At 76.1% G+C, this 20,973-nt stretch carries 18 protein-coding genes; 7 read left to right on the forward strand and 11 right to left on the reverse strand.

What is annotated here, in order from left to right; all coding sequences use genetic code 11:
* Positions 1-77: 77 nt before the first annotated feature.
* The gene (locus tag ACFVVX_RS11035; protein ID WP_387943848.1) at positions 78-830 is read right to left on the reverse strand and encodes a helix-turn-helix domain-containing protein; all 753 of its coding nucleotides are present in this window, start codon (positions 828-830) and stop codon (positions 78-80) included.
* Between the two features lie 254 nt (positions 831-1,084).
* On the opposite strand from ACFVVX_RS11035, the gene ACFVVX_RS11040 reads away from it, so the two are divergent.
* The 3 genes from ACFVVX_RS11040 to ACFVVX_RS11050 are packed head-to-tail and all read left to right on the forward strand — an operon-like array spanning position 1,085 to position 7,294.
* Positions 1,085-4,120 carry a LodA/GoxA family CTQ-dependent oxidase gene (locus ACFVVX_RS11040; RefSeq protein WP_387943850.1) on the forward strand — a complete coding sequence of 1,012 codons (3,036 nt, stop codon included), beginning with the start codon at positions 1,085-1,087 and terminating at the stop codon, positions 4,118-4,120.
* Complete coding sequence (locus ACFVVX_RS11045) at positions 4,117-5,322, forward strand: FAD-dependent monooxygenase (RefSeq protein WP_387943852.1); 1,206 nt, start codon at positions 4,117-4,119, stop codon at positions 5,320-5,322. The genes ACFVVX_RS11040 and ACFVVX_RS11045 overlap by 4 nt, the downstream gene beginning before the upstream one ends.
* A gap of 10 nt (positions 5,323-5,332) precedes the next feature.
* Positions 5,333-7,294 (forward strand): hypothetical protein, encoded by a 1,962-nt coding sequence (locus tag ACFVVX_RS11050; protein WP_387943854.1) that lies wholly within the window; start codon positions 5,333-5,335, stop codon positions 7,292-7,294.
* Positions 7,295-7,344: 50 nt separating this feature from the next.
* Here ACFVVX_RS11050 and ACFVVX_RS11055 read toward each other — a convergent pair whose 3' ends face one another.
* The 6 genes from ACFVVX_RS11055 to ACFVVX_RS11080 form a co-directional block, all read right to left on the reverse strand.
* On the reverse strand, positions 7,345-7,989 hold the full coding sequence (locus tag ACFVVX_RS11055) for a hypothetical protein (RefSeq protein WP_387943856.1): 645 nt from the start codon (positions 7,987-7,989) through the stop codon (positions 7,345-7,347).
* Positions 7,986-9,551 (reverse strand): DUF58 domain-containing protein, encoded by a 1,566-nt coding sequence (locus ACFVVX_RS11060; RefSeq protein ID WP_387943858.1) that lies wholly within the window; start codon positions 9,549-9,551, stop codon positions 7,986-7,988. The genes ACFVVX_RS11055 and ACFVVX_RS11060 overlap by 4 nt, the downstream gene beginning before the upstream one ends.
* On the reverse strand, positions 9,548-10,621 hold the full coding sequence (locus tag ACFVVX_RS11065; RefSeq protein WP_387943860.1) for an AAA family ATPase: 1,074 nt from the start codon (positions 10,619-10,621) through the stop codon (positions 9,548-9,550). The genes ACFVVX_RS11060 and ACFVVX_RS11065 overlap by 4 nt, the downstream gene beginning before the upstream one ends.
* An 89-nt stretch (positions 10,622-10,710) precedes the next feature.
* Positions 10,711-11,268 (reverse strand): hypothetical protein, encoded by a 558-nt coding sequence (locus ACFVVX_RS11070; RefSeq protein WP_387943862.1) that lies wholly within the window; start codon positions 11,266-11,268, stop codon positions 10,711-10,713.
* Positions 11,265-12,359 (reverse strand): DUF4129 domain-containing protein, encoded by a 1,095-nt coding sequence (locus ACFVVX_RS11075; protein ID WP_387943864.1) that lies wholly within the window; start codon positions 12,357-12,359, stop codon positions 11,265-11,267. The genes ACFVVX_RS11070 and ACFVVX_RS11075 overlap by 4 nt, the downstream gene beginning before the upstream one ends.
* Before the next feature lie 128 nt (positions 12,360-12,487).
* The gene (locus ACFVVX_RS11080) at positions 12,488-13,342 is read right to left on the reverse strand and encodes a hypothetical protein (protein ID WP_387943866.1); all 855 of its coding nucleotides are present in this window, start codon (positions 13,340-13,342) and stop codon (positions 12,488-12,490) included.
* A 412-nt stretch (positions 13,343-13,754) separates the two neighbouring features.
* On the opposite strand from ACFVVX_RS11080, the gene ACFVVX_RS11085 reads away from it, so the two are divergent.
* Positions 13,755-14,156 (forward strand): recombinase family protein, encoded by a 402-nt coding sequence (locus ACFVVX_RS11085; RefSeq protein ID WP_387943868.1) that lies wholly within the window; start codon positions 13,755-13,757, stop codon positions 14,154-14,156.
* Between the two features lie 36 nt (positions 14,157-14,192).
* Here ACFVVX_RS11085 and ACFVVX_RS11090 read toward each other — a convergent pair whose 3' ends face one another.
* On the reverse strand, positions 14,193-14,798 hold the full coding sequence (locus tag ACFVVX_RS11090) for an SGNH/GDSL hydrolase family protein (RefSeq protein ID WP_387943870.1): 606 nt from the start codon (positions 14,796-14,798) through the stop codon (positions 14,193-14,195).
* Between the two features lie 300 nt (positions 14,799-15,098).
* Here ACFVVX_RS11090 and ACFVVX_RS11095 point away from each other — a divergent pair, with 300 nt between their 5' ends.
* Both ACFVVX_RS11095 and ACFVVX_RS11100 read left to right on the forward strand, forming a co-directional pair.
* On the forward strand, positions 15,099-15,719 hold the full coding sequence (locus ACFVVX_RS11095; protein WP_387943872.1) for an HAD family acid phosphatase: 621 nt from the start codon (positions 15,099-15,101) through the stop codon (positions 15,717-15,719).
* Between the two features lie 301 nt (positions 15,720-16,020).
* Positions 16,021-16,908 carry an MBL fold metallo-hydrolase gene (locus ACFVVX_RS11100; protein WP_387943874.1) on the forward strand — a complete coding sequence of 296 codons (888 nt, stop codon included), beginning with the start codon at positions 16,021-16,023 and terminating at the stop codon, positions 16,906-16,908.
* Between the two features lie 118 nt (positions 16,909-17,026).
* Here the strand turns inward: ACFVVX_RS11100 and ACFVVX_RS11105 are convergent, their stop codons facing one another.
* Positions 17,027-18,139 (reverse strand): FAD-dependent monooxygenase, encoded by a 1,113-nt coding sequence (locus ACFVVX_RS11105; protein WP_387943876.1) that lies wholly within the window; start codon positions 18,137-18,139, stop codon positions 17,027-17,029.
* Positions 18,140-18,330: 191 nt separating this feature from the next.
* On the opposite strand from ACFVVX_RS11105, the gene ACFVVX_RS11110 reads away from it, so the two are divergent.
* Positions 18,331-19,335 (forward strand): TetR/AcrR family transcriptional regulator C-terminal domain-containing protein, encoded by a 1,005-nt coding sequence (locus tag ACFVVX_RS11110; protein WP_387943878.1) that lies wholly within the window; start codon positions 18,331-18,333, stop codon positions 19,333-19,335.
* 106 nt (positions 19,336-19,441) lie between these two features.
* On the opposite strand, the gene ACFVVX_RS11115 is transcribed toward ACFVVX_RS11110, so the two are convergent.
* Both ACFVVX_RS11115 and ACFVVX_RS11120 read right to left on the reverse strand, forming a co-directional pair.
* Positions 19,442-19,924 carry a peptidylprolyl isomerase gene (locus ACFVVX_RS11115; RefSeq protein WP_387943880.1) on the reverse strand — a complete coding sequence of 161 codons (483 nt, stop codon included), beginning with the start codon at positions 19,922-19,924 and terminating at the stop codon, positions 19,442-19,444.
* Between the two features lie 219 nt (positions 19,925-20,143).
* Positions 20,144-20,824 carry an HD domain-containing protein gene (locus ACFVVX_RS11120; protein ID WP_387943882.1) on the reverse strand — a complete coding sequence of 227 codons (681 nt, stop codon included), beginning with the start codon at positions 20,822-20,824 and terminating at the stop codon, positions 20,144-20,146.
* Between the last annotated feature and the right edge of the window lie 149 nt (positions 20,825-20,973).

Consider the following 20,973-nt stretch of genomic DNA (forward strand, 5'->3'; position numbering starts at 1 on the left):
CCGCAAGCCCCCCGCTGCGCTATAGATTGAGAGTGGCAAGGAGTGGGTTCTTCCTCCTGCCCTCCCTCATCGCCCCCTCACCGTCCACCGTGGACGGGCCAATCCTTTCCGGAGCCCCGGGCATCGCCGGGCGCGTCGGCGCCGTGCGCGAGCAGCGGCAGGATTGCCGCCGGGGTGAGGCCGATCATCTCCCGCAGCCGGCGGTTGAAGTGCGCCTGGTCGGCGAAGCCGGCCGTGGCCGCCGCGTCGGTGATCGACCGGCCCTCCTGGAGGGCCCGGGCCGCGCGGCTGAGGCCCTGCCAGATCCGCCAGCGGGTCAGCGGCATGCCCAACTGGCCGTGGGCCAGGGCGCGCAGGCGCTGCGGCGAGAGTCCGACCGAGGCGGCGAGGGCCGGCATCGGGATCCGCCCGGCGGCCAGGGCGTCCATCGCCGCCAGCAGGCGCGGGTCCAGCTCCTCGGAGGGCCGGGCGCCGGCGGGGCGCAGGTCCTCCTCGGCGAGGCCGTGCAGGTCGTCGGCGGCGCTGATGCCGTGGCCGCGGTGGACGCGCAGCCGGTCGGCGAACGCGCAGTGCGGTTCGACGAAGTAGGTGAGCAGGTCGGGCGTCGTGGCGAGCATGCGGTGGCGCACCATGGGCGGCACCACCAGGACGGGGGCGCTGTGGCGGGTGCCGGCGGCGTCGGCCATGGCCACCTCGCCGCGCGGGGCGAGGGCGATCTGGAACGCGGCGTGGGCGTGCAGGCTACCGGCGGCGGAGGGCCCCCGGTAGACGGCGTACCCCGTACGGACGGCGAAGCTCCCCGCCCCCGGCTCCCCGCCCCCGTCCGCCACACCGTGATGGTGCCAGAGCCCCCCGGCCCAGCCCGAAGCCGGGGTGCCCGGCCCTGGGCGCGCGGGTGGCGGGGCGGATCGTGCAGCGGCGCGGTGCGCCGCCGGCGGGGCAAGGGGTGGGGGCTGATGCCGTCCGGATGGAGTGCGAGGTGCGCTCGAAAAGACCTGCCGGGCGCGCTTTTCGGGGGTGGCGTTCGCAGGCTGGTCCCAGGACGGGCGGGTGTGCCCGGGCCGCCGTATCCGAGGGAGCACACATGATCGGGACCCCTGAACCCGCCGACGGGCCCGCCGGGCCGGCGGGGCTGCCCGGCTGCGCCGACGACGCGGCGGGCGCGCTGCAGCAGATGTTCGTGGACATGACCCAGGGCGCGCGGGTGGCCCGCGGGCAGGACCCCGTGCAGCGGCCGGTGTTCCTCAAGCCGCACGGGGTGGCCCGCGGCGTGCTCACGGTCGCCCCCGACCTGCCGGCCGAGCTGCGGGTCGGCTTCCTGCAGAGCGCCCTCGACCGGGGCGAGGGGCTGACCGCCTGGGTGCGCTTCTCCAGCGACACCGTGCCCTCCCGGCCGGATCTGCGCACCACCCTGGGCGTGGGCGTCAAACTGTTCGGGGTGCCCGGCCCGAAGCTGCTGGAGGACGAGCGGGAGGCGGGCACCCAGGACCTGCTGCTGCAGAACCACGACGTCTTCTTCGTCGACACCGCCCGGGACATGTGCGAGTTCACCCGGGCCGGCGTCGTCGACGGCGACTACGAGTCGTACCTGCGCGCGCACCCGCGCACCCGGGAGGTCCTGGACGCGATGGCCAAGGTCGAGGACAGCGTCCTGACGGCCACCTACTGGGGCGTCCTGCCCTACGCCTTCGGGCCCGAGCGCTTCGTGAAGTACAAGCTGGTGCCGGCCGGCTGCGAGGGCGGCGACCCGGCGGCGGTGGCGCCCGACGAGGACCCCGCCTACCTGGGCGCCGACCTGCGCCACCGGCTCGCCGCGGGCGCGGCGGCCTTCGACCTGCTGGTCCAGTTCCGGACCGACCCGCAGCGCATGCCGCTCGACCGGGCCACCGTGCCCTGGGACGAGGCGGAGAGCGCGCCGGTGCGGGTGGCCCGGCTGACCCTCCACCGGCAGGACGTCGACGCCCGGGGCCAGGCCGCCTACGGCGAGAACCTCGCCTACAACCCGTGGCACGGCCTCGCCGAGCACCGCCCGGTGGGCAGCATCGCCGAGGTCCGCAGGAGCGTGTACGAGGCCTCGGCCCGCGGGCGCCGCGACGTGAACGGCATCCCCGCCACCGAGCCCGGCCCGGCCCGCCCGCAGCTCACCCCGCCGCCCGGCCGCGACACCCGGATCGTGCGGGCCGCGGTGCACCCCGCGATCGGGGTGGCCCGGGTCGGCGACAGCGCCGAGGAGTTCTTCCTCGCCCCCGAGACCGAGGACCAGCCCGCGCTGCCCACCGGCGGCTACAAGGACGCCACCGGCGCCCTGAAGCGCCAGGCCGTGCGCTTCCGCGTCTACGGCTACAACGCCGCCGGGGAGCCGGTCGCCGAACTGACCGCCGACAACGCGGACCTGCGCTGGACCGTGCACGTCGCCAACTCCAAGGCCGCCTGGTACCAGTTCCAACTGGCCCTGGACATCCCGGAGTCCGAGCACACCGACGACAGCCTGCTGCGCAACCCCAAGGTCCCCGACGCCCAGCGCCACCGCCTGGTCATCGACCCCGGCCCCCGGTCCGTACGCGGCCGCAGCCGCTCCGGCAGGGCCGAGTACCGCTTCGACACCGGCACCTTCCTGGACAAGCCCGTCTACCTGGGCGAGCTGCAGACCGACGACAGCGGCCGGCTGATCTTCCTCGGCGGCCGGGGCGTCTCCGCCTCGGCCACCGGCACCCCCGCCGACACCTTCGCCAACAACGACGGCTGGCACGACGACGTCAGCGACGGCCCGGTCACCGCCGAGGTCCGCATCGACGGGCGGGCGGTACCGGTCGACCCCGGCTGGGTGGTGACCACCCCGCCCAACTACGCGCCCGAACTCACCTCGGTGCGCACCATGTACGACCTGGTGCGCGACGCCTTCGTCACCGCCGGCCTGCTCCCCGCCCCGCAGCAGGTGTCCTTCACCCGCGACGTGCTGCCCGTCCTGCGCCGGCTGTGCGACCTGCAGTGGGTCAACCGCGGCCTGGCCGCGCAGTTCGGGTACGGCGGGCGCGCGTACTTCCTCGACCCGCAGCAGCTCGCCGCGCTGGCCGACCCCGCCCCCGTCCACAAGGAGATGCGCCGCCAGGTCTGGGCCACCATGCGCAACCACGAGCGCGACGGCATCTCCCCCGTCCCGTGGCCGGCGATCTACGGCGACGCGATGAGCCTGCCGCCGGAGTCCCCGCTCCAGCACATGGCGCTCTCCCCGCTCCAGTACCGCCTGCTGGACCGCTGGGCCGACGGCGCCTTCACCCCCGACTACGACCCGCAGGCCCCGCCGCCCGCCGCCCTCGACCAGCTCCCGCTCTCCCAGCGGCCGCGCGCCCTCGACCGGGCGGCCCTGTCGTTCTGCCTGGCCGACGCCTTCCACCCCGGCTGCGAGCTCACCTGGCCGATGCGCCACACCACGCTGTACAGCACCCCCTTCCGGATCCGCCACCGCGACCCGCTGGCCCCTCCCCCGCCCTCCTACGGCCCGAAGCTCACCGCGCAGAGCGCGCTGTCCTTCGACGGCCCGCTCTACGCCCAGGGGCCGGGCGACCTGACCCGGTGGATGGCCGTGCCCTGGCAGACCGACACCGCGAGCTGCCTGTCCGGCTACGGCTACGGCTCACCGGGCTTCGGCCCCAAGTACGACCCGTACCTGCCGACCTTCTGGCCGGCCCGGGTGCCCAACCACGTCCTCGCCGAGGAGGACTACGACGTCGCCGTCGACACCTCCCGGCCCATCGAGGAGCGGCTGGCGGCGTTCGAGAAGCGCCGGCCCTGGCTGCGGTGGCTGCCCTCCGGCTACCTCAACACCATCAACGCGATGGTGAAGGACTTCGGCCGGCTCGGCCTGGTCGAGCGCCGCCCCGGGGCCGGCGACGACCCGCGGCTCCCGGCGGAGATGCTGGTCGAGTCCGAGGTGAGCTTCCCGCTCGCGCCCGCGCCCCCGGCCGGGCGCAACCTGGTCACCCTGCACGTGCCGCTCGGCGCCGACCCGGTCCTCGGCGAGGCCGCGCTGGCCACCGCGGTGAGCATGGCGGAGCAGCCCGACGAGGAGGTGTCGGCGGGCTACATCGACAAGGTCGTCCGCTTCCGGCACCGCCGGTGAGCGCCCGCACGCGCCCGCCCCGGCCCTTCGACGCCGCCGTGGCGGGCGGGGGCCCGGCGGGCGCCGTGGCGGCGCTGGTCCTGGCGGGCGCCGGCCACCGCGTCCTGCTCCTGGACGACGGCCCCGGGGACGAGGGCGCCGAGGACGACGGCGGCGAGGGCGGCGGCCCCGCGGCGGTCAAGATCGGGGAGTTCCTGCCGCCCGCCGCCCGCCCGCTGCTGCGCGACCTCGGGCTGCTGGACGCCTTCCTCGCCGCCGCGCACCCCGCCTCCACCGGCACCTCCAGCGCCTGGGGCTCGGCGGCGCTGCACGAGCGCAGCCACCTGTTCGACCCGTACGGCCACGGCTGGCACCTCGACCGGCGCCGCTTCGACGCCCTGCTGCGCGGCGCGGCGCGGGCGGCCGGCGCCGAACCGCTCCGCGCCACGGTGCTGGAGCGGCTGGGCGAGCGCCTGCTGGTGCGCGAGCGCGCCACCGGGGCCGTGCGGGAGCTGCGCTGCCGCTGGACCGTGGACGCCACCGGCCGCCGCTGCGCCATCGGGCGCCGGTACGGCCGGCGTCGGCGCCAGGACCGCCTCGTCGCCGCGTACGCCGTGTTCGCCGACCGCCGCCCCGGCGGTCCGCCGGACCGCGAGGCGCGCACCCTCGTCGAGGCGGCCCCGCACGGCTGGTGGTACACCACCCTGATCCCGGCCGGGCGCCTGGTCGCCCATCTGACCGACCCCGACCTCGCCCACCCCTCGCTGCGCACCCCCGGGGGCTTCTGGCACGGCATCACCCGCACCGGCCACCTGCGCCGGCGCCTGGACGGCTACGACCCCGCCGCGACCCCCGTCCCGCGCTGGACGGCCGCCCACGGCCTGCGGCTGGCCCCCGCCGCCGGCCCCGGCTGGATCGCGGCGGGGGACGCCGCCCTCGCCTTCGACCCGCTCTCCTCGCAGGGCATCCTCACCGCCCTGCACACCGGTGCCCGCGCCGGGCAGGCCGTGGCCTCGTGCCTGGCCGACCCGGGCCGCACGGGCGCCGCCCTCGCCGACTACGGCGGGTTCCTGGACGGCATCGAGGCCGCCTACCGCAGGAACCACGCACAGGCCTACCGGCAGGAGCGGCGCTGGCCGGACCACCCCTTCTGGGAGCGCCGCCACCCGGGGCGGGGCATCCCCGGCGGGCATAGCCTGAAAGAACCGAACCACTTGTCCTAGGGAGCCGGTCATGGCCTCTCAGACACAGGTCTTACTGGATGCCACCGAAGTCACCCAGTCGGTGCAGGACCTCCACCACAGCGTCACCCTGATCGCCGGCAAGGTCACCGTGGTCCGCCTGTACGTGCGCTGCTCCGACGGCCCGCCCGTCGACGCACGCGGCACGATCACGCTGCTCCGCTCGCCCGCCGATCCCCCCGTCACCCTCTCCTCCGTCAACACCGTCGACCTCGACGCGGGCGACCCGGCCGTCCTCGCCGACCGGCGCGCCGACGCGACCCTGAGCCTCAACTTCCTGCTGCCGGCCGCGTTGACCGCCCCGGGGGCGCTCAGCGTGAGCACGGTGTCCGTCACCGACGCGCTGACCGGCGCCGCCCTCCCCCTGGGCGGGGCGCCGCACGGCCCGACCGTCTGGTTCCACCCCGGCGCGCCGCTGCGCGTGCGCATCCTCGGGCTGCGTTACAGCCAGGGGAACCCCCCGGTCACCTACACCCCCAGGGACCTCGACTTCACCGCCCTGGTCAGCTGGCTCAGGCGCGCCTACCCGGTGGCCGAGGTCATCAGCTCGCACACCGTCATCGACGCCGCCGCCAGCCCGCCCTTCCTCTGTGACGACGTCAACGCCCAGCTCGCCGCCATCCGCGCCCTGGACGTCAGCTCCGGCGGCGACCGGCGCACCCACTACCTCGCCCAGGTACCCGACGGCGGGTTCTTCATGCGGGGCTGCGCCGCCGGCATCCCCGCCCTGCCCGACCCCTCCACCGTCGCGGCCGCGCCGGCCGGGGCCGACAGCTGGGGCTGGGACTTCGACGGCGTCTACAGCGACTGGTACGGGGCCCACGAGCTGGGCCACACCTACGGCCGCAAGCACCCGGGGTTCTGCAACCAGACCACGGACGACCTGCAGAACTACCCCTTCGAGAACGGGCAGCTCGCCGACACCGCGGACACCTTCGTCGGATTCGACGTGGGCGACGCCTCGCTGCACCTGCCCATGCGGGCCCGGCCGGGGGTGCTGTGGCACGACGTGATGACCTACTGCCCGCGCCAGTGGCTGAGCAGCTACACCTACGAGGGCATCCGCCAGCGTCTGCTGGCCGAGCAGACGGCGACGGACGGCACACCGCCGCCGCTGGGCGTCCCGCAGGCCGCCCCCACCCCCGTCGCCACCCCCGTCGCCGTCGCCGTCCACGCGGTGGCCGGCCCGGGCGGCGGGCCCCCCGACGGGCGGAACCCGCAGATCGCCGTCATGCGGGTGGCGGCACCCCAGCCGGCGGCCCCGGCGGGCGGGGCCGGTGGAGCGGACCCGTCGGCCGGGCAGCTCGTCAGCATCGTCGGCACGGTCAACCTCACCCGCCGCGAGGGCGGCATCCGCTTCGTCAACCCGGTGTCCCCGCTGGCCGCCCGGTCCGCGGCGCCCGGTGCGGACGGCGCGAACGGCCCGAACGGCGGCCCCAACGGCGGCCCGGGCGGCGGCCCGGGCGGCGGGACCCCGGTCGTCCTGCGCATCCGGCAGGCGAACGGCGCACCCCCGCGCGAGATCCCGGTCGCGGTCAGGCTGGCCTCCGAACTGGCCCCGGAGGACGACCGCAGGGGCCTGATCGACGCCGTCGTCCCGATCGGACCCGACACGGAGGCCGTCGACCTGGTCGTGGCGGGCCAGGTCGTGGACACCTTCCGGGCCGCGGGCCCGCCCCCGGCCCTGCGCGGCGCCCGCCACGCGAGCGCCGTCGACGGGTCGCTCGGCCTGGCGCTGGAGTTCGACCCCGGGCAGGACTCCGCGTACACCTACTCCGCCCAGGTCAGCACCGACGACGGGAAGACCTGGCAGACGATCGGCGTGGGCCTCAAGGACCCCCTGGTCCAGATCGACCACAGCCGCTTCCGCCCGGGAGAGCGGGTCCGGCTGAGGATCACCACGACCAACGGGTTCACGAGCACGACGGCCGAGACCGCGCCGATCCAGATCTGACCCGGCAGGCGCCCGGCGGCCCGGCAGACCCCTGCCGGGCCGTCGCGGGCCTACCGGCCCTGCGAGTCGTGCGGGTCGTGCGGGTCGCCGGGGGCCGGCGGGCGGGCGGGGCGCAGGGCCAGGCCGATGCCGCAGGCGGCGGCCGCGATGCCCAGCAGCGCGAGCGGGCGCGACCACTCGCCGGCCCCGGTCGGCGCGAAGGCGGCCGGCAGGGCCAGGGCGGACGCGGCGAGGGCGGCGAGCGCGTGCGGCGCCCGGGTGGCCCGGCGGTCCGGGCCGAAGGCGTCCAGGAGCAGGAGGTAGCCGACCAGCAGGACGCTCGCGCCCGCGGCCTGCCACAGCGGCGGGTCGCCGAACGCCGCCAGCAGGACGGACCCGGCGGCGAGGGCGGTGGTGCGCCGGTCGGCCAGGCGGGCGAGCCCGGTGGGCCGGCGGCGCGGCGCGACGGCCGGGGGCGGGGTGGCGGCCCAGAGCGCGAGGGCCGCGGCGGCGGCCACGGCGGCCGGTCCGCCCCGGTCCAGCACGCCGATCGCGGCGGTGGCGGCCGCGAGGGCGGCGCCGGTGCAGCGCAGCGCCGCCCGCTCGGCCCACAGCGGGAGGACCCGGCCCGCCGGGGCCCGCACCGGGGCCCGCACCGGGGACAGGGGCGGGGCCGCGGACGGGGGCGGGACGGCCGGGGTGGTGGTCTCGTTCAACGGGTCGCTCCCCTGATCCGGCGGCGCAGCAGCGGTGCGAGTGCCAGGTCGAGCGCCTCGCCGGGGGTGTGGCGGGTCACCGGGACGCCGCGCTCGCGCAGGGCGCTGCGGATGGCCTCGCGTTCGGCGTGCCACAGCCGCAGGGCGAGGGCGCCGATCTCGTCGCCCGGCTCCACGGGTGGTTCGCCGGCGGGGATCTCCACCACAACGAGCGGGTTGCCGCGGTCGGCGACGCGGCCGAGGACCTCCAGGATCCGCTGGTCGGCGAGCGGGGTGAAGGCGTACACGAGGGCGTGGCCGGGCAGGGCGGGCGGGGGGATGCGGTGGAGGGCGGGGCCGCGGTGGGCGCGGTCCTGGCGGACCTCCAGCACGCTCTCGACCATGCGGTAGAACTGGCGGTCCCCGGCGGCGGGGCTGAGCCAGCGCAGTTGTCCGCCGACCGCGACCAGGCCGATGCGGTCGTGGCGGCGCAGGTAGGCGCGGGTGAGTCCGGTGGCCGCGCGCAGGGTCTCGTCCAGGCTCGACAGGCCGGTGGCCGCGTCGCGGAAGTCGCCCAGGGTGTCGAGGAGGACGACGGCGTCGGAGGCGCGCTCGGCGGCGAACTGGTTGATCTGGACGGCGTCGCGGCGGGTGGTGGAGGGCCAGTGGATGCGGCGTTGGCGCTCCCCCGGGACGTGCGGGCGCACGCCGACCACCTCGACGCCGGTGCCGTCGTGGGCGGTGGTGTGTTCGCCGAGCCGTTCGGGCAGGCGCACCGGGATGGGGGTGAGCCGGGCCGTGCTGGGGACCGGGAAGACGTCCACCCGGCCGAGGTCGGCGCGCAGGGTGCGGCAGGTCAGCGCCCCGGGGTCGTAGACGTCGAGGTCGATGGTGCCCAGTGTCCAGCGGCCCCAGCGGTCGGCCCGGACGGCGAGGTTCACCGCGGTGGGGGTGACGGCCACGGACTCCAGGACCAGGCCGGGGCCGAGGGAGATGACGGGGTCGAGCGGGCCGATCCGTCCGTCGTGGTGGACGGTGGTCCGCACGGTGATGCGTTCGCCTTCGAAGCAGCGCTGCGGTTCGGCGGTGGTGGTGAGGGAGAGCCGGGGCGGCCCGGCGGCGCCGGGGGCGGCCAGGGCGAGCAGGACGGCGGGGGCGGCCGCCAGGGCGAGCAGCCAGGGGTGTCCGGTGGCCAGGGCGGCGGCGGCCGCGACGGCGGTGACGGTGAGCAGGCGCAGGGTGCGCTCGCCGGCCCGCCAGTGGGGCGGGGGCGGGCTGCTCGGCAGGCCTTCGGCGGTGGCGGCGGCGCTGCGGGCGAGGATGCGGGCGGTGGCCGGGTCGGGGTGGCGGGCGCGGGTGCGGTCCTGGCGGGTGCGGTCCTGGCGGGTGCGGTCCTGGCGGGTGCGGGGCTCGGCGCGCTTCGGGGCGGGGTCGCGGGGCCCCTGGGGGCGGCGGTTCGGGGCGGGGTCGGCGGGCGGGGTGGCGAGGCGGCGCAGCGGGCGCGGGCCGTGGGCCCCGCTCTGCGCGGCGAGGCGCCCGGCCCGGGCGGCGGCCGGGTCCCCGGCGGGCGGGGCGGCGCTCACCGCGGCTGGTCCCGCCGGGGCGGTCGGGTGCCCTGGTCGGCGGGCGGGCGCGGCAGGGTCTGCGGTGCCGGGACGGTGGCGACCAGCCGGGCCAGGACGTCGTCCGCCTCGATCTGGCGCACCCACAGCTCGGGCTTGAGGGTGATGCGGTGGGCCAGGGCGGGGACGGCGACGGCCTTGACGTCCTCCGGGGTCAGGTAGTCGCGGTCCTCCAGCATCGCGCGGGCCCGGGCCAGCTGGATCAGGGCGAGGCCGCCGCGCGGTGAGGCGCCGACCTGGACCTGCTGGTCGCCGCGGGTGGCGTCGACCAGTGCGACGACGTAGTCGACCAGGTCGTCGTCCACCTCGACCCGCTCCAGGGCCGCGCGCATGGCGAGCAGTTCGGCCGGGCTGCTGATGCTCTCCAGGACCGGTTCGGGCACCGCCCGGTCCAGGCGGGCGCGCAGCATCGCGGCCTCCAGGCCGGTGGACAGGTAGCCCATCCGCACCCGCAGCAGGAAGCGGTCGAGCTGGGCCTCCGGGAGGGTGTAGGTGCCCTCGTACTCGATCGGGTTGGCGGTGGCGATCACCGTGAACGGCTGCGGCAGGAGGCGGGTCTCCCCGTCGACGGAGACCTGTCCCTCGGCCATCGCCTCCAGCAGCGCGGCCTGGGTCTTCGGCGGGGTGCGGTTGATCTCGTCGGCCAGCAGCAGCTGGGTGAAGAGCGGGCCCGGCCGGAAGACCATCTCGCCGCTGCGCCGGTCGTAGAACGGTGCGCCGGAGACGTCCGAGGGCAGCAGGTCGGGGGTGAACTGGATGCGGCGGAAGTCCAGGCCGAGGGTGGTGGCGAAGGAGCGTGCCAGCAGGGTCTTGCCGAGTCCGGGGAGGTCCTCGATCAGCACGTGGCCGCCGGCCAGCACGCCGAGCATGACCAGCCGGAGTGCCTCGGGCTTGCCGACTACGGCCCGTTCGACCTCCTGCAGCACCGCGCGGGCGCGCCGGCCGGCCTGTTGCGGCGTCAGCTCGGGCCCCGCGGCCGGCCCTGCGGCGGGAGCGCCCGGGGCGGCGGGGGCCTGGGGGGCGGCGGTCATCGGCTCTCCTGAAGGGGCTGCGAGGCGGTACGGGCGGTGGCGGGTGAGCTGGTGAGCGGGTGGCGCGGTGGCGGGTGGGCGGTGGCCGGTCAGAGGGATTCGAGCCGGTCGACCAGGGCGAGCAGGACGGGCGCGGGCAGCGGGCCGGGCGGGGCGCCGGGGTCGATCCACGGCCACAGCTCGCGGCCGACCAGTTCGGCCGCCCGGTCGCGGTCGGCGGTGAGCGAGAGGCCGTGGGCCTCCGACAGGCGGGCGGCGAACAGCCGCTGGAGCCGGCCCCGCAGCGGCTGGCCGTCGCCCTGGGGGTCCAGGCCGTGGCGGACGGTCCAGTGCCAGTCGCCGAGGCCGGGCTCGCGGGCCTCCGCCTCCTGCGGTCTGCGGCGCAGGCCCGGGGTCGGGGTGCCCGCGCCGGCGACGTAGCGGCCGGTGACCAGGGCGGCGGCGGCCAGCAGGGCCGCTCCGGCGCCGGCCGCGGTCAGGCCGCCGACCAGGGCGAACAGGATCTCGGCCAGGACGGCGGCGACGGTGAGCTCGAGGAGGCAGTGCCGGATCGAGCCGGGCACGGCCAGCCCGCCGAGCGGATGGGCGGGCGGCGCGGCGGGCGGCTGGGCGGGGTCGCCGGGCGGCGGGGTCGGGCCGGCGCTCATCGGCGCGCTCCGGTCCGGTCGGCCGGGTCCGCCGGGTCTGCCCGGCTGGTCCGGTCCGCCTGGTCCGCCCGGTCGCTCCGGTCTGCCCGGCCGGTCCGGTCTGACTGGTCCGGCCGGTCCGCCTGGCTCGCCTCGTCGGTCCGGTCCGTCAGGCGCTCGGCGATGGTGTCGAGGGCCAGCCGCGCCCGGTGGACGTGGGTGTCGTCCATCGGGTGGGTCGAGTACCGGGCCTCCCGGAAGAGCGCGGTGAGCGCGTGCGCGTGGACCGGGTCGACCCGGTCGTCGGCCACGGCCCGCTCCAGCAGCTCCGTCGGGCTGTCGCAGGCGCGGCGGGCCACTCCGGAGGCCGCCAGCGAGCCCTCCATCGCGGCGTAGCAGGCGATCACCGCGGCGCGCGGGTCACCGCCGTCCAGGGCGCGGCGGCCGGTGGCCACGGCGGCGGCCAGGACGTCCTCGCCGGGCGCCGGTCCGTCGGCGGTCGGCGGGAGGGTGCGCAGGCGGCGCAGCCGGCCGCCGCGCAGGAGCCAGCGCACCAGTGCGACGGCCGCCACCAGCAGCAGGACCGCCAGGGCGGTGGCCAGGACGAACAGCAGCAGCGCGGGCAGGGGCGAGGGGTCCGCCGGCTCGGGGAAGGGCTTGGGCGGCTGCGTCGCCGTCGGGGCCGGCTCGGGCAGCCAGGCCGCCTGCGGCGGTTCGACGGGCGGCGCCACCGCGCCCCGGCGGTGGAAGGCGTACATCAGCAGCGGCACCGCGGGCACCGCGCCGACCATCAGCACCACGGCGGCCGAGCGCATGCGCTCGGCCCACGGGGTCGGTCCCGCCAGCCGGCGGACCTCCTCGCGGAAGCGGGAGGCGAAGCGCCCGGCGAGGGCCAGCCAGCCGAGGGCGAGCAGGGCGACGAAGCCGCCGGCGGCCACCGGCGGGGCGGTGGCCGTGCCGAGCAGGCCGCCGTCCGGGCGCAGCGCGGCCGCGGCGAGCAGCAGGCCGCCGCCGACCAGCAGGAGGCCCTGGATCCGCCCGGCGGGCGCGCCCGCCCACCGGCGGTGGCGCCGGTGGGGCCGTGGCCCGTTCGGTGGTGCGTCGTGGTGCATGCGGTCACCCCCCGGTTCCTCCGCGGCGCGGATGATCACGCGCAGGTGCAGCGTCGCACACCGGTCCTCGCACTGTCACCCCGGTCCGGGGGCGTCCCTGCGGGGGGGGTAGGGCGGTGCCGGTGCGCTCAGTTGGCGAGGACGGTGTCCGGGGTCCGGCCGGACTGGGCCTGTTCGATGCGCTTGGCCAGCATGACGGCGAGGCGCTGCGTCGTCCGGGTGTCCACCGGGCCGTCCTCGGTGGTCACGCTGGCGACGACGGTGCCCGCGCGCATGACGATGCCGACGCCGTCGCGGCCGCCGGGCCGGCCCTGCCAGGCGCGGCTCTCGGTGCCGACGACCTGCAGTTCAGTCGGGACGTAGCGGGCGTCGCCGAACGCCGCGTACGCCTCCTTGAGCTTGTCCTGGGCGGCGGCCTTGGTGGGCAGGGTGTCGACGAGGAAGCGTGCGGTGACGTCGCCGGAGGTGAACCTGGCCTCGCCGCTGAGCGGCTTGCCGTTGCAGGACTCGGTGTTCTGGCAGTTCGAGGAGTGGTCGGTGAGGTCGACCCGCCGCTTCTCCTGCTCCCAGCCGGGCATCGCGGACTGGTCGGGCATCAGCTGCAGGACGAGCTTGTAGTCGAGCAGGGGCGTCGGGGCGTCGCTCCAGGTGGGGGCGGGCGCGGGGGCGGAGCCGCCGGGTGCGGTGGTGGCGGTGCCGGGGGGCACGGCGCCGGGGGCCGGGGGTGCGCCGGTGGCCGCGCCGGTGGCGGCTCCGCCGGTGGCGCCGCCTGCCGCTGCGGTGGCGGCGCCCGTGCCGGCGGCCGGGGCGGTGGGGGCGGGCGCGCCGCTGCTCGCGGCGGCCGGGTCGGCGGCGGCCGTCGTCGACGCGCTCTGGCCGGCCGCGGCGGTGTGGCCGCCGGAGCCGCTGGAACCGCAGGCCGCGAGGGTGCCCAGCAACAGTCCTGCCGCGGCAGCCGTCATCGTCCGACCGACCGACTTCATAGCGTTCTCCTCATACCCGGGTGTCCGTGAACCGCCAAGAAACACAGCCATGATCGCCCCCCGCCCCCGCCCGTCCTCCCCCGCCCCCCTCGGCGGCCCGGCAGGCGGGCTGGTGAGCGGCCGGTGGGCGGGCCCGCGCGGCTGCGGCGGGTCGTACCGTTCGGCTCCGGTGGGTCACGGCGCCCGCGAAAGTCTGGACATTCGCAGATGGTCCAGTCCAAGCTGGGACACTGTACGGAGAGTCGCGTCCATGGCGGCCCGTAACCGTACGGCAGGTCGAGCGCCGGCCCAGCAGCCTCCGCCGGACCCGCACAGCCCGCTCGGGCTCACCCGTCGGTCCCCCCGGCCTCCGGGAGCGGCGCCGGGCGGAGGAACCCAGGTGCCCCGTGCACCACGCTCAACGAGGAGCGCCATGCCCCCCGCCCGTCAACCCGCTCCGGCGGTCGCCGTCTACCTGCGCTGCTATCCCTATGACAGCTGGCAGATGGGCCCGCACCTGCGGGCGCTGGAGGAGCACGCCACCTCGCTCGGCCGCACCGTCGCGCACGTCTTCCTGGACAACGGGGTCTCCTCGCGCACCTTCAGGCCCCAGCTGCAGCGGCTGCTCGCCTGGTCGGCCCGCGGCCGGATCGACACCGTGCTGGTCCCGGGACTGTGGGTGTTCTCGCTCGACACCACGACCGCACACTGCGTGACCGGGTTCCTGCACGCGGCCGGCGCCGACGTCCTGGAGCTGCCCGAGCGCCGCGGCGGCGGGGCCGGGCCGGTCCGGGGCCTGGTGCGGCAGCGCGAGCGGGTGCCCGGCGCCGCCTGAGCCCGCCGCCCGGGCGCACCGGGGGTCACCCGTCGCTCACACGTCGGTCAGCTCGCCCAGGCCCAGGGTGCGCAGGGTGTGGTTGGCCATCTGCAGGTGTCCGGCGGCGTTGGGGTGGGCGGGGTCGTCGAGCCAGGGGATCGGGTCGGTGTCGGGGAAGCGGGCCAGCCAGTGGGCCTCGTGGTCGACCAGCAGGGCCCCCGTGTCACGGGCGATCTCCCGGACGGCCTGGCAGTAGGCGGGCAGCTCGGGGCGGGCCGTGCGGCCGCTGACACTGGTCAGGACGGGGGTGTGGAGCACGATCTGCGCACCGGCGGCCCTGGCGATGATCGCCCGCAGGTCGGTGTGGAACGCGTCGAGCCCGGCCAGGCCGGCGCGGGCGTCGTTGGTGCCCAGCGAGATCGACAGCACGTCCGGGGAGAACCGGCCGATCAGGTGGTCGTAGGAGCCGAGGACGTCGCCGGCGCGCCAGGCGGAGACGCCGGAGTTGACGACGATGTCGGTCAGCCGGTCCAGCTGCCAGCGGATCCGCTCGTGGACGTGCTCGACCCAGCCCCGCGCCCCGTAGGTGTGCAGGACGGCCTGGGTGATGCTGTCCCCGGCCGCCACCCAGGTCATCGGCGCCGCCGACAGTTCGATCATGTGACTGTTCCCCCTGCTCGTCGTGGTGCGCCCGGATCCCGCGCGCGGACGCCATTCGATCATGGCGCACCGCGCGCCCCGACGGGACGTCTCCGGCGGCGGCCCTCCCCCGGAACCGCCGCCCCCTCGTCGGCAGGGGTGTTGCGGCGGGTGTGCACGGGACGCACAGAAGATCGTTACCCGTTGGTAAGCATTACTCCCGCCACCCGACTTGACGGTGTGGGAGATTGCTCGGGCCGCGGTGCGAACACACGTGCGGCGAGCTCCCCGACACCGTGACAGGAAGGTCCGATGACAGGTATGAGGTTCGTTGGCAGAGTCGCCGCCCCCGCGGTGCTGACCGGCATTCTCCTCTCGGGCCTGGCCGTGCCCGCGATGGCCGCGCCGGCGCCGGTGGTGGCCGCGGCCCCCGCCGCGGCGGCCGCACCGGCCGTGACCGAGGGCCAGTGGCTGGCCGACGTGCAGGCGGCGGTGGCCCCCGCGCGCTCGTACGTCGAGCAGCGCACCGCCGGCGCCCGGGCGGGTGAGCGGCTCGCGATCGTGTTCGACATCGACAACACGACGCTGCAGACGCACTTCCACCCGTTCACCCAGCCCGCGATCGCGTCCTCGCTGGCGCTGGCGGACTACGCGCGCTCGCGCGGCGTCGCGGTCGTGTTCATCACCGCCCGGCCGGACTTCATCGAGTCGGTGACGCGCTACAGCCTCCAGCACGCCGGGTACCCGGTGGACGGGCTGTACGGGCGCGACCTCGGCGACCTCTTCCGCCCGGTCCAGGGCTTCAAGACGGCCAAGCGCACCGCCGTCGAGCAGCAGGGCTACACGATCATCGCCAACGTCGGCAACAACACCACCGACCTGGCCGGCGGCCACGCCGAGCGGACCTTCAAGCTGCCCGACTACAACGGGCTGCTCTCCTGAGCCGTCCCACGCGGTAGGTGCGGCAGGTCCCGACGGGACGCCCGCGGCCCCCGGCCCCCCGCCCGCATCCGGGCGGGGGGCCGTGTCGCATCGTCAGCGCACGCGGACGCCGATGCCGACGCCGATACCGGTGCGGATGCCGATGCGGGTGGCGCAGGCGCTGCCGGGAGCGGCGGCCAGGCAGCGGCCCCGGGCCGTCATGGGGCACCTGGTAGGTTCGCGGCGGCGGCCCGCCGGGGCCGCCGCCGGACGGGGCGCACGCCGCACCGGGCCGGCGGACACGACGCGGTGGGGAGCAGGGATGACCTCCGGACGGGACCCGATCGACTTCACGGACGCGGGCCCGCACGCCGCGGGGCGCTCCCTCGACGTGCGCTGGATCCACGGCTCGGAGTCGGCGCGGCACAACACCGATCCCGAGATCCAGGTCCACCACTACGACGAGCACACCGTCGTGCTGCGGCAGAACATGGCGGTCAACTACGAGGCGCCGTTCCTGTTCCTGCTCTTCGGCGACGAGCGGGCGGTGCTGCTCGACACCGGCGCCACCGCCTCCCCCGCGTACTTCCCGCTGCGCCGCGTCGTGGACGAGCTGGTCGCGCGCTGGCTGGAGCGCCACCCGCGCACCGGCTACCGGCTGCTCGTGCTGCACAGCCACGGCCACGGCGACCACGTCGCCGGGGACGCCCAGTTCGCCGGGCGCCCCGACACGGTGGTGGTGGACGCGAAGCTCGCCACCGTGCGGGAGTTCCTCGGCCTGGGCGACGATCCCGACCGGCCGGCCCTGCTGGACCTCGGCGGCCGGGTGCTGAGCTGCCTGGCCGGCCCCGGCCACCACGAGGCCGCGATCACCTACTACGACCCGTTCACCGGGTTCCTGCTGACCGGCGACACCGTCTACCCGGGCCGGCTGTACGTCGCCGACTGGGACGCCTACGTCGCGACGATCGACCGGCTGATCGCCTTCGCGGCCGCCCACCCGGTCAGCCATGTGCTGGGCTGCCACATCGAGATGACCGACCGGCCCGGCGTGGACTACCCGATCCGGTACACCTACCAGCCCGACGAGCCGCCGCTGCAGATGACGGTCGGCCAGCTGCGCGACATCCGCCGCGCGCTCGACGAGGTGGCCGCCCGGCCCGGGCGGCACGTCTTCGACGACTTCGTGATCTCCTACGACACGCACTGACCCGCGCCGGCCCGCACCGACCCCGGCGCATCCGGGGCCCGGGCGCATCCGGGACTCGGGCTCATCCGGGCGGAGCCGGGGGTCCGGGCGCCTCCGGGGGCAGGGGCCGAGGTCCGGCTCAGAGGCCGAGCTCGATGGCGTTCTTGGCCCGCTCGACGGACTCCTCGGCGGGCGGGCCGCCGGGGTTCTCGGTGGCCAGCGCCTGGTTGAGGGCGACGAAGGGGCGCAGCCGCTGCTCGTAGCGCTCGAAGGCCGCGCGGTGGCCCTCGGCGCCCTCCCGCGCCCGGCCCAGCTCCTCGGCGAGCACGTGGGCGCCGACCAGCGCGAGGCTGGTGCCCTGGCCGGACAGCGGCGAGGGGCAGTAGCCGGCGTCGCCGAGCAGCACCGCCCGGCCGGCCGACCACCGGTCCAGGTGCACCTGGGCCATCGTGTCGGCGTAGAAGTCGGGGGTGCGGTGCAGCGCCTCCAGCAGCCGGGGCGTCTCCCAGCGCAGCTTCGACATCCGCTCGGCGACCAGATGCCTGCTGCGCCCGGCGTCCCGGACGGCGGGCTCGGTGCTCGCGTATCCGAAGGTGACCCGCAACTCGCTGTTGCCGCGCACCGGGTAGATGCCGTAGCCGGCGTCGCCGTCGCGCTGCCAGACCTGCCAGTCCTCCAGGCCGAGGAAGTTGTCGGCGCTGAAGATGGCGAGGTGGCTGCCCAGTTGGCGCAGGAACCGCTCCTCCGGGCCGAAGACCAGCTTGCGGACCCGCGAGTGCAGGCCGTCCGCGCCGACCACCAGGTCGAAGGTGCGGGGCCGGCCGTGCTCGAAGGTCACGTGTACGCCGCCGTCGTCCTCGCGGAGCCCGGCGATGGCGTCCCCGTCGATGAACTCGACGCCGTCGGCGGCGCGTTCGCGCAGTATCGCGACCAGGTCCGCCCGCAGCAGCTCGACGTCCGGGCTGTCGAGCCGGCCGGCGCTGTAGGTGGCCTCGGTGGAGCGGTGGACCTCGTTGCCGTCGGCGTCGAGCACGGACATGCCGAGCATCCGGGTGCGCACGGCCCGGATCCGCCCGGTCAGGCCCATCTGCTCGACCACCGCGAGGGCGGCGCCGCGGATGTCGACGGCCTGGCCGCCGCTGCGGGGGGCGGGGGCGAGCTCGACCACGGTCGGGGCGAAGCCGCGGCGGTGCAGCAGGTGGGCGAGCGCCGGTCCGGCCACGCCGCCGCCGGAGATCAGAACGGTCTTCACGAGGGGTTCCCCTGTTCATCGTTGGTACGCTGTAAGCAACGTGAATGTACGACGTAAATCCAGGGCCTTGCAAGCCACTTGAGAGCTGCTCTGACCTAGTACAGAAGGGCCTCGGCCGCGGTCTCCGCTGCTGGGGTCTGAACTAGTACAGGACCGGACGCGGCGAAAAAATCCTCCAAGGAGTCGACACCGTGACACCCGGGACGCCCCCGCCCTTCCGGCGCATCGCCGCCGACCTGCGCCGCCGCATCGCCACCGGCGAACTCGCCCCGGGCGAGCGGGTGCCCTCCACCCGCCGCCTCGCCCAGGACTGGGGCGTCGCCCTGGCCACCGCCACCAAGGCGCTGACCGAGCTGCGCCTGGAGGGCCTGGTCGAGGCCCGGCCCCGGGTCGGCACCGTGGTCGCCGCACCGGACGCGCCGCACGCGCCGCACGCACCCGCCGCACGCACCGCATCCGCCGCGCCGGACGCCGCGGGTACCGCATCCGCGGCGCAGCGCCGACCGGCCCCGCCCGAAGGCGAGTTGAGCCGCGAGCGGATCATCCGGGCGTCCCTGGAACTGGCCGACGCCCAGGGGCTGGCGGCGCTCTCGATGCGCGCGGTCGCCGCCCGGCTCGGGGTCTCCCCGATGTCCCCGTACCGCTACGTCGCCGGCAAGGAGGACCTCGTCCTGCTGACCGCCGACGCGGCCTTCGGCGAGGCGTCCTACCCGGACGTGCCGCCCGCCGGCTGGCGCCCCCGCCTGGAGCTGGGCGCCCGCACGCTCTGGTCGCTGTTCCGCCGCCACCCCTGGCTGGCGCACCTCAGCCCGGTCACCCGGCCCAAGCTGCTGCCCAACCTGATGACGCACGCCGAGTGGGCGCTGTCCGCGCTGGACGGGCACGGCCTGGACGCCCCGGCCATGCTCGACGTCCACGTGCTGTTCTACAGCTACATCGAGGGCATCGCCGTCAACCTGGAACGCGAGACCCAGGCGCAGGCGGCCACCGGTGTCACCGAGGACCAGTGGATGGAGCACCAGGCCCCCGCCCTCGGCGCGCTCGCCGGCTCCGGCCGCTTCCCGGTGTTCAGCCGGCTGATCGCGGACCTGGAGAACGGCTACGACCTGGACCTGGACAGCCTGTTCGAGTTCGGCCTGGCCAACCTGCTGGACGGGCTGGCCCTGCGCATCGAGGCGGCCGGGCGCACCGCGTAGCGCCGGGGCCAGGGCGCGGGCTCGGGCGCAGGCGCGGCCGGGGGCCCGGACGGAATCCGTCCGGGCCCCCGGCTCATCCGCCGAACGCGCTCACACGGTCACGCGCTCACTCCACCACGGTGGCCGACTCGATGGAGATCTGCTCGACCGGCACGTCCTGGGCGCCCGTCTTGGCCTTGCCGATCGCGTCGACGACGTCCTGGCCCCGGACGACCTTGCCGAACACCGCGTAGCCCCAGCCGTCCTGCCCCGGGTAGTCGAGGAACGCGTTGTTCTTGGTGTTGACGAAGAACTGCGCGGAGGCCGAGTGCGGGTCCGACGTACGGGCCATGGCCACGCTGTAGTGGACGTTCTTCAGCCCGTTCTTCGCCTCGTTCTGGACCCTGTTGGGCGCCGGCTTCTCCCGCATGTTCCGGTCGAGGCCGCCGCCCTGGATCATGAAGCCGTCGATCACCCGGTGGAAGATCGTGCCGTCGTAGTGGCCGCTCTTGACGTATGCCAGGAAGTTCGCCACCGTCTTGGGCGCCTTCTCGGCATCGAGTTCGAGCTCGATGTCACCCTTGGTGGTCTTGAGCAGGACGTTGGTCATGGCTCTCCAAATCAACGCAGTACGTCCGGCCCGGCAGGCCGCCCCTCGGGGGGCTCGCGCCCCGACCGGACCGGACACGGACAGCCGCAGCCTACCGACGAGGCGTCACCGGGCCCGGCAATCCGCACGGCAATCCGCACGGCTGCGCCGCCGCGCGCCTCTGCCGCAGCCGCGGGGAGCCCTTTCCGCGGCCGCAGGTTCTCCGCGCGGGAGGCCGCCTCAGGGGGTGATCGGCGGATCGGGGCGGTAGCCGTCGTAGTCGTCCCATCCCGAGGACCGGGCGAGTTCTCCCCAGGTCGGCCAGGTCCCGCCGGTCACCTGGCGGACGAGCTCGCCCGGCAGCGTGAAGGGCGGCGCCTTGTGCGGCCTGCCCAGCGCCTGGCCGACGATGCTGTCGTGGAGCACCGCCGCCGCGTGCCCGCGGGGCAGCACCCGGTGGACGCGCTCCGCGTAGCCGTCCGGGAGCGCGCCCGGCCCGCCGCCCAGGTCGAAGCCCGCGCCGAGGGCGACCAGCGCGATCTCCGGCCGCTTCCGCCGGGCGATCTCGCGGTCCGTGTGCAGCGCGATCGCGTCCCACACGACGTCCGTCCGGTCCGGTGGCACTCCCCGCCCGGCCAGGAAGCGGACCGCCAGGTCGGCGCCGTCCAGCTCGAACCGCTGGTCGCCGTTGCCCTCGGCGCTGAGCCCGCAGTCGTGCAGGACGCACCCCAGGAAGAGCAGTTCGTCGTCGTAGTCGCGGTCCGGCAGAAGGCCGCGCCGCTCGCCGAGGAGGCGCCCGTAGAGGTAGGTGCGCAGGCTGTGGTGGAAGATCGCGGCCGGGAGGAGCACCCGCGCGTGGCGCAGCGCGTCGTGCGCGAGCGCGGTCGAGGGGAGGGCCAGTTCACTGTAGTCGTCGTTCACGAGGGGGTCCGTACCCACTGGTGGGGCTGTCACGGCCGGCGTCGGGGCGCCACGGCCGGGCGGTGCCTGCTGTTCACCCGGCGGCCATGTCGTGGTCCAGACCACTGGGCGGGATCCCGGTAGCATCCGCGGGTGACCATGGAATCCGC

The sequence above is a fragment of the Kitasatospora sp. NPDC058170 genome, from assembly GCF_042883905.1.
Lineage (GTDB): Bacteria > Actinomycetota > Actinomycetes > Streptomycetales > Streptomycetaceae > Kitasatospora.

Excerpts from the sequence above, each read along its gene's own strand:
- ACFVVX_RS11040 (WP_387943850.1), top strand. The coding sequence starts at position 1,085 with ATGATCGGGACCCCTGAACCCGCCGACGGGCCCGCCGGGCCGGCGGGG.
- ACFVVX_RS11050 (WP_387943854.1), top strand. The coding sequence starts at position 5,333 with ATGGCCTCTCAGACACAGGTCTTACTGGATGCCACCGAAGTCACCCAG.
- ACFVVX_RS11065 (WP_387943860.1), bottom strand. The coding sequence starts at position 10,621 with ATGACCGCCGCCCCCCAGGCCCCCGCCGCCCCGGGCGCTCCCGCCGCA.
- ACFVVX_RS11070 (WP_387943862.1), bottom strand. The coding sequence starts at position 11,268 with ATGAGCGCCGGCCCGACCCCGCCGCCCGGCGACCCCGCCCAGCCGCCC.
- ACFVVX_RS11075 (WP_387943864.1), bottom strand. The coding sequence starts at position 12,359 with ATGCACCACGACGCACCACCGAACGGGCCACGGCCCCACCGGCGCCAC.
- ACFVVX_RS11080 (WP_387943866.1), bottom strand. The coding sequence starts at position 13,342 with ATGAAGTCGGTCGGTCGGACGATGACGGCTGCCGCGGCAGGACTGTTG.
- ACFVVX_RS11085 (WP_387943868.1), top strand. The coding sequence starts at position 13,755 with ATGCCCCCCGCCCGTCAACCCGCTCCGGCGGTCGCCGTCTACCTGCGC.
- ACFVVX_RS11090 (WP_387943870.1), bottom strand. The coding sequence starts at position 14,798 with ATGATCGAACTGTCGGCGGCGCCGATGACCTGGGTGGCGGCCGGGGAC.
- ACFVVX_RS11095 (WP_387943872.1), top strand. The coding sequence starts at position 15,099 with ATGAGGTTCGTTGGCAGAGTCGCCGCCCCCGCGGTGCTGACCGGCATT.
- ACFVVX_RS11100 (WP_387943874.1), top strand. The coding sequence starts at position 16,021 with ATGACCTCCGGACGGGACCCGATCGACTTCACGGACGCGGGCCCGCAC.
- ACFVVX_RS11115 (WP_387943880.1), bottom strand. The coding sequence starts at position 19,924 with ATGACCAACGTCCTGCTCAAGACCACCAAGGGTGACATCGAGCTCGAA.